This window comes from Methylobacterium sp. J-068 (genome assembly GCF_022829445.1).
Lineage (GTDB): Bacteria > Pseudomonadota > Alphaproteobacteria > Rhizobiales > Beijerinckiaceae > Methylobacterium.
Map to the genome: position 1 here is coordinate 1 of NZ_JAKSXY010000016.1, position 6788 is coordinate 6788.

At 67.6% G+C, this 6788-nt stretch carries 10 protein-coding genes; all 10 read left to right on the forward strand.

Annotated elements, in window-relative coordinates; translation table 11 throughout:
* A partial coding sequence (locus tag MKK54_RS00600; protein ID WP_244008577.1) for a terminase gpA endonuclease subunit occupies nt 1-453 on the forward strand: 453 nt, incomplete at its 5' end.
* Between the two features lie 2 nt (nt 454-455).
* Nucleotides 456-710 carry a phage head-tail joining protein gene (locus tag MKK54_RS00605; protein WP_244008578.1) on the forward strand — a complete coding sequence of 85 codons (255 nt, stop codon included), beginning with the start codon at nt 456-458 and terminating at the stop codon, nt 708-710.
* Nucleotides 700-2319, forward strand: coding sequence for a phage portal protein (locus tag MKK54_RS00610; RefSeq protein ID WP_244008579.1), 1620 nt, complete (start codon nt 700-702; stop codon nt 2317-2319). The genes MKK54_RS00605 and MKK54_RS00610 overlap by 11 nt, the downstream gene beginning before the upstream one ends.
* Before the next feature lie 30 nt (nt 2320-2349).
* Nucleotides 2350-3474: a head maturation protease, ClpP-related gene (locus tag MKK54_RS00615; protein ID WP_244008580.1), complete on the forward strand. Its 1125-nt coding sequence runs from the start codon at nt 2350-2352 to the stop codon at nt 3472-3474.
* Nucleotides 3475-3487: 13 nt separating this feature from the next.
* Complete coding sequence (locus tag MKK54_RS00620; RefSeq protein ID WP_244008581.1) at nt 3488-3868, forward strand: head decoration protein; 381 nt, start codon at nt 3488-3490, stop codon at nt 3866-3868.
* Between the two features lie 3 nt (nt 3869-3871).
* A complete protein-coding gene (locus MKK54_RS00625) occupies nt 3872-4903 on the forward strand; it encodes a major capsid protein (protein ID WP_244008582.1) in 1032 nt (343 codons plus the stop codon).
* Nucleotides 4904-4916: 13 nt separating this feature from the next.
* Entirely contained in the window at nt 4917-5222 is a 306-nt protein-coding gene (locus MKK54_RS00630; RefSeq protein WP_244008583.1) for a hypothetical protein, read from the forward strand.
* Complete coding sequence (locus MKK54_RS00635; RefSeq protein ID WP_244008584.1) at nt 5219-5575, forward strand: hypothetical protein; 357 nt, start codon at nt 5219-5221, stop codon at nt 5573-5575. The genes MKK54_RS00630 and MKK54_RS00635 overlap by 4 nt, the downstream gene beginning before the upstream one ends.
* Nucleotides 5572-6237: a DUF6441 family protein gene (locus tag MKK54_RS00640; RefSeq protein ID WP_244008585.1), complete on the forward strand. Its 666-nt coding sequence runs from the start codon at nt 5572-5574 to the stop codon at nt 6235-6237. The genes MKK54_RS00635 and MKK54_RS00640 overlap by 4 nt, the downstream gene beginning before the upstream one ends.
* On the forward strand, nt 6237-6671 hold the full coding sequence (locus tag MKK54_RS00645; protein ID WP_244008586.1) for a hypothetical protein: 435 nt from the start codon (nt 6237-6239) through the stop codon (nt 6669-6671). The genes MKK54_RS00640 and MKK54_RS00645 overlap by 1 nt, the downstream gene beginning before the upstream one ends.
* Nucleotides 6672-6788: the final 117 nt, after the last annotated feature.

A 6788-nucleotide genomic window follows, 5' to 3' on the forward strand; every position in this document is an offset into this window, starting at 1 on the left:
ATCCGGATCGGCGCCTCGTTCGCCAAGCAGGAACTCATGGGGTGCCTGGCGCTCCACCGCCCGCCCGAGGGCAAGCCCTTTCCGGCCGGCTTCGTCCACCTCCCGGACGACGTCACCGAGGATCAGGTCAAGCAGCTGACCTCCGAGGAATTGGTCACCGCCGTGAAGCGGGGCCGAACCCGGCGCGAGTGGGTGCCGATCGGCGGCCGGCGCAACGAGGTGCTGGACTGCGCGAACTACGCCCGCGGGCTGGCGGCGATGCGCGGCTGGGATCGCTGGCGCGAAGTGCATTGGCGCGACCTCAAGGGCGCGCTGGGCATCGAGCGTTCCCGCCCGGCCATCACCCTGGATGACGGTGTGCCGGAAAAGACGGTGGCAGCGGGCTCGCTCGCCGCCCGCAATCTCCAGCGCGCCGGCAGCCGCCGAAGCAAGGTCAGAAGCCGGACGAGGTGACCATGGCCGCGAACCCCGAACTCGACCTCGCGAAGCTGCGCAGGCAACTCGCGACGCTGGACCAGGCCATGGCGAGTGGTGTCCTCACCGTCGAGGGCGGCGATGGCACTGGCCGGGTGACCTACCGCTCCTATGCGGAGATGCGGGCCGCTCGCTCCGACCTCGTGGGCCGCATCAACGCCCTGGCGGCGACGACCGGCGCGGTTCAGGCCCGGCGCACCCGCCAGGTCGTCATCACCGCTCGGAATGGCTTCTGATCTCGTGGCAGAGCCTTTCCGCACCCGCGTCAAGGTTAAGGGTACCGACAGGTACGTCGAGCCTCTGGCAGGCACCGATCTTCCGGTCGATGTCGTCCTCGGCGGTGCACCGGCGCGGCCCTACGAGATCGTGGGCGGGAATGGCCGGCGCTCTCGATCCTGGCGGGTCGGCAGCTATGGTCCGAAGACCGCAATCAAGTACGGCCTCGAGGAACTACGCCGGAAGTCGCGCGATCAGGCCCGGAAGAACCCCTACGCTGGCGCTGCGGTCGACAAGCTCGTCTCGAATATCATCGGGACCGGCATCACCCCGCGATCCCTCGCTACCCGATCCTACGAAGGGCTGACGAAGGCGCAAGCGAAGAAGCGCAAGGCCGAGGATGCCGTCTTCCGGGCTCAGATCCAGAAGCTGTTTCTGGCCTGGACAGATGAGGCCGACGCCGTCGGCGCTCTTGACTTCTACGGATTGCAGGCCCTGGCCGTACGCGGCATGGTGGAGGGTGGCGAGACCTTCACGCGCCTGCGCACGCGCCGCGCTGAGGATGGCCTGACCGTTCCGCTGCAGCTTCAGCTTCTGGAAGGCGACCACTGCCCACACACTAAGACTGAGCCGAGCGAACGGATTTGGCAGGGCATCAGCTACGACGCGATCGGCAGGCGGACCGCATACCATCTGTACCGGGAGCATCCCGGCGACGCTTCTGCGGCCACCAGCTTCCCAGAGCTCTCCGAGGTGCCTGCGGCCGACGTCTGCCACCTGTTCAGGGCAATGCGCCCCGGCCAGGACCGCGGCGAGCCCTGGCTGGCCCGTGCCCTGCGCACGCTCTACGACCTCGACGGCTACCTCGACGCGGAGCTTGCCCGCAAGAAGAACGCCGCGCTCCTGGTCGGCTTCATCAAGCGCAAGTTCGAGGATGCAGAGGAGGCGCTAGGCGGCGGCCCACTTGGCACGGAAGGGGCCGACGAGGCTGGCGCAGGCACGGTCGACTTCGAGCCCGCGACCCTTCAGGTGCTCGCCGACGGTGAGGACATCACCTTCTCCAACCCGCCGGATGTCGGGCCGAACTTCGACATGTTCGTCCGCCAGTCCTTACGCGGCGTCGCGGTGGCGGCCGGCCTGCTCTACGAGGAGCTGAGTGGCGACTACAGCCAGTTGAACGACCGCACGCTGCGCGCTGCGCTGAACAGCTTCCGCCGCGCGATCGAGATGTGGCAGCACCACCTCATCGTCTTCCAGTTCTGCCGGCCGATCTGGCTGCGCTGGATCGATCTGGCGATCCTGTCCGGGGCGTTGACGATCCCATCTGGCATGCGGCGCCAAGACGTCTACGCGGTGAAGTGGATTCCGCAAGCTTGGCCTTACATCCACCCTGTGCAGGATGTGCAGGGCAAGACGATGGAGGTCCAGGCGGGCTTCTCGTCGCGGACTCAGAAGGTCGCCGAGGTCGGGTACGATTCCGAGGAGGTCGACGCCGAGAACGCGGCCGACAACGAGCGGGCCGACGCGCTGCAGCTCTCCTACACGAGCGACGGGCGGCAGAAGGCTGTTGATCCCGCGGCGTCGCCTGACGACGGCGCGACCGCCGAGCCGACACCGACAGCCGGCTGAGCGGACCCATCACCACTTCACGGAGGCACCATGGCCGCTCTGGTCAATGGGAACGAGATCATCCTCACGGGGACGGTCGGCGATCTCTACTGGGACGACAGCTTCACGTCGGCTGACGTCATCTTCGCGCTGGCCCAGGTCGGCCGAGAGCAGGACATCACCATCCGGCTTAACAGCGCGGGAGGCGTAGCCACCGAGGGCGCGGCCATTCACTCGGCCATCGCAGCTCACAAGGGCCGCAAGGTGATCGTGGTGGAGGGCATCGCTGCGTCGGCCGCGTCCGTCATCGCGATGGCGGGCGACGAGGTGGTGATGTCGCTTGGCTCTCTGATGATGGTCCATGACCCGTCGGGGTTCACCTTCGGTCCGATCACCGAGCACGAGCTTTCGATCAGGATGCTTCAGGCCCTCGCGACGTCGATGGCCGGCATCTATGCCGAAAAGACCGGGAAGACCGTCGCCGAGGCCCGGGCCGACATGCAGGCCGAGGTCTGGATGACCCCGGAGGAGGCCGTGGCCGCCGGCTACGCCGATCGGACCCTGGCACGCGCGGCCAACGATGACGCCGCGCCCGAGCCGACGGCCTTCGACTACCGCCTTTTCCAGCATCCGCCGGAGCGCCTGGTTGCTCTGGCCGATCAGCGAGCGTGGACAAAACGCGCTCGCCCCACCGCGGCCGCTCCGGCCGTCCCCCCGCGCCAGAAGGAGAAACCCATGGCGAACGAACCGGTGGGCGGCGAGCCCGCTCCCAAGACCAATACGACGGATTCGGGTCTGTCGCGCGCCGATGCCTCGACCATCGCCAAGCTCTGCGTCGATGGCGGCGTGCCCACGATGGCCGCGACTCTCCTCTCGGAGGGCGTCACCGTCGCGGAAGCCAAGGAGCGCGTCGGCGCTGCGGGCAAGATCAACGAGATGGTCGCCTCGGCCCATCGCAAGGACCCGAAGATCCCGAAGGATCTGGCGGCCACCATGCTCTCCGAGGGCAAGACCGTCGAGCAGGCGCGCGCTGTCCTCCTCGACAAGCTCTGCGCCAACGAGGAGGCGGCGCCGACCTCCTCGCACGTCCCGCCCGCTGACGACGGCGCAAAGCCGACGGCCCCAAAAGTCGATCTCGTCGCCGACATGAAGCGCCGCCACGGCGGCAAGGCCTGAGGAGGATCGTTCGATGGCCCTGAAAACCCTCTCCTACAAGACCGACTCCGATGTCGTGAAGAACGAAGGTCGCGGTCGCATCAGTCGCGACGAAGGCATTCTCGCGAGCGGTAGCGGCATTCTTCGGCCCGGCAAGGTGCTCGGCCGCATTACCGCCTCCACCAAGCTCGTGCCCCTCGCCCCGGCCGCATCCGACGGCTCGCAGAACGCCGCAGCCATCCTGCTCGAGAACGTCGATGCCACGGCCGCCGATCAGCGCGTCGTGATCCTCGCTCGTCACGCCGAAGTGGTTCTCCAAGCCCTGGAGTGGCCCGTCGGAATCAACGCAACCCAGCAGGCGGCCGCACTCGCCGCTCTCGAAACCAAGGGCGTCGTCGCCCGTATGGGGGTCTGATCAATGCCCACGCCGCTCGACCTACTCCGCTCACCCGAGTTCGCCGCCGACCGGCTGACCGAGAGCATCAACATCCCGCCCTACGTCACGGGGCGTCCGGCTCAGCTCGGCATCTTCAACGATACGCCGATCAACACGACCTACGCCGTCATCGCCATTGAGGAAGGCGAGATCACCATCATCCCGGCGCGGGAGCGCGGCGGTCCCGGCAACAAGAACATGGGCACCGATCGCCAGGAAGCGCTGGTGCGGATTCCGCACTTCCCGCTCGACGACGCGATCACCCCCTCGGACCTCCAGAACCTGCTGGTCTACGGCGACGGCTACGTCTTCCAGGCACTGGCGAACGTCTACAACTCGAAGCTGGAGATCATCCGATCCAAGCACGACGCCACCCACAACCACCTCGACTGGGGTGCGCTGAACGGCTTGGTGCTTGATGCCTCCGGCCGCCAGTTGTGCGACCTGTTCGGCACCTTCGAGATCACGCAGAGCGTGGTCGACTTCGATCTCGACAACTCGGCGTCCGATGTGGCGGCGAAGAACCGGGCCACGAAGGCGATCATTCGCAAGGCACTCCGCGGCGCTCCCTCCACTGGTGTGCGAGTGCTGGCGGGCGGCGAGTTCTTCGACCGCTACGTCGGCCATGCCAGCGTGAAGGAAGGCCTCAAGAACTATCCTGGCCCGACCGTGAACCCTGCCCGGGACGACGTCGCCGATAGCTTCACCTTCGCCGGCCTGACGATCGAGCGGATCGACGAGGAGTTCCGCTACCGGCAGGCCGACGGCACCTTCGTCACCCGCGATGCCGTCGGCGAGAACGAGGCGATCGCGATCCCGCTCGGGACGCCGCTGTTCAAGCGCTATCTCGCGCCGCCGGACACCATCCAAGAGGCGAACATCCCGCCCTCGACGAAGGTGTTCGTCTCTACCGACGACCTGCCCCACGGCAAGGGTCAGGAGATCCACACCGAGTCCAACGTGCTCCCGATCTGCGTCCGCCCGGACGTGATCGTGAAGCTCACCCGCACCTGACGGGAGGTTCATCATGTACGTTCGCATGAAGAAGGCATTCCCGTTCAAAGGCGATCAGGGAGAGAAGCTAACGGCTCCGCGTGGCTGGATCGGCAACTTGCCCGATGAGGTCGCAGAAGCGGCGATCAAGGGCGGCTTTGCGGTCGATGGCCGGCAGATCTCGTCCACCCCGACAGCGCCGCCGGCACCTGAGGACGTGGATGACGGCCTCGAGGCCAAGACCAAGCCAGAGCTCGAAGCCCTGGCGGCCGACCGCGGCGTCGACATCTCGAAGGCCAAGACGAAGGCGGACGTCATCGAGGCGCTGCGCAAGCCGTGAGCGCCTTCCAGGCCATGGTCGACGCCCAGTTCGACGATCCGAACCTGGGCCTCGACGCGATCTGGCGTGCGGGCGGGTCCGACGAGGGCCTGCCCGTGCGCGTCCGCTACCGCTCACCTGAGGGGATCGTCGGGCTGCAGGGCAACCAGTTCGACCTGGACGCCACGCTGCTCGACATCCGTCTCTCGGAGGTCGCGGAGCCGGCCGAAGGCGACCTCGTGGACGTCCTGGACGAGGATGGCGCGCTCAGAGAGACGGTCCGCGTGATCGGCTTGGCCGGCATCGACGCCCGCAAGCTCGTCCGGACCTGCGAAGTCGCGCTCCTGGCCCCCGACGACCCGGACGACCCGTGAAGTTCTCCGCACAGGTCCCGGACGTGCGCGCGCTGCTCTCCGGCACGGAGGTGCAGGTCGCGAAATCGGTCACCGCCGGCATGCGCGACGTCACGGACGGCCTGAAGCAGGATCTGCGCGCCGACGTGGTGGCCGCCGGGCTCGGGCAGCGCCTCGCCAACACCTGGCGCGGCCTCACCTTCCCGAAAACGGGCGAGAGCATCGAGGCCTCGGCCTACCTCTACTCGAACGCGGCGAAGCTGATTGACGCCTTCGATCGCGGCGTCACCATCACGACGAAGACGGGCAAATATCTTGCGATCCCGACCCCGGATGCGGGCGTCCGGCAGGTCTCGAAGCGTCGGGCCAAAGGCTCGACCGGCAACGGCCTCACTCCGGAGGCTTGGCAGCGCGAAACCGGCGTGAAGCTGCGCTTCGTGCCGACGAAATCAGGCGGCGTGCTGGTCGCGGACGCGTTCTACCGGCGCCAGGCGGCCCGCTATCAGGGCCGCAAGTCGTTCCGGGCCATCAAAGAGGCGGGGCCGGCCTCGGGCCGCAAGTTCGTCGTCATCTTCGTCCTGGTCCGGCAGGCCAAGCTGCGCAAGCGCCTGGATGTCGAGGCGACGGCCAGGCAATGGGCCGAGCGCGTGCCGGGTGCCATCACTGCGAAGTGGACGCTCTGATGCCGAGCACGCGCGAACGCGTCATCCAGGCCGTCGCCGCCCTCGTGAAGGAGGCCCTGCCCAAAGCGGCGCACTACCGGAACGAGGAGAAGCAGAAGGTCATTCCGGCCGGCGGTTACGTCAACGTGGACGACGGCGACCCGGGCGAGCCCGAGGTCACGCTGAACCCCACCACCTGGATCTACGAGCACCAGATCCCGGTCGAGATCGCCGCGAACGCCTCGCGCACGATCAGCGCCGAGATCCGCCTCGACACCATGCTGCAGGCCCTCGGCGCGGCCGTCGCCGCCGATCGCACCCTCGGCGGTCTCTGCGACTATCTTATGGTGCAGGCCGCGCAGACCGAGGGCCTGACCGCCGATGGCGCCGCCGTCTCGCGCTACGCTCTCGTCAACATCGTCGCCGTCTATGGCACGACCGATCCCTTGAACTGATCCCACCCCAGGAGAACACCATGGCCCGCGCCAGAGGTGCCAACGCCATCATGGCGGCGGCGTTCGAGACCACCTACGGAACCCCGCCGTCCTCCGGCTACCGCAAGCTGCCCTTCG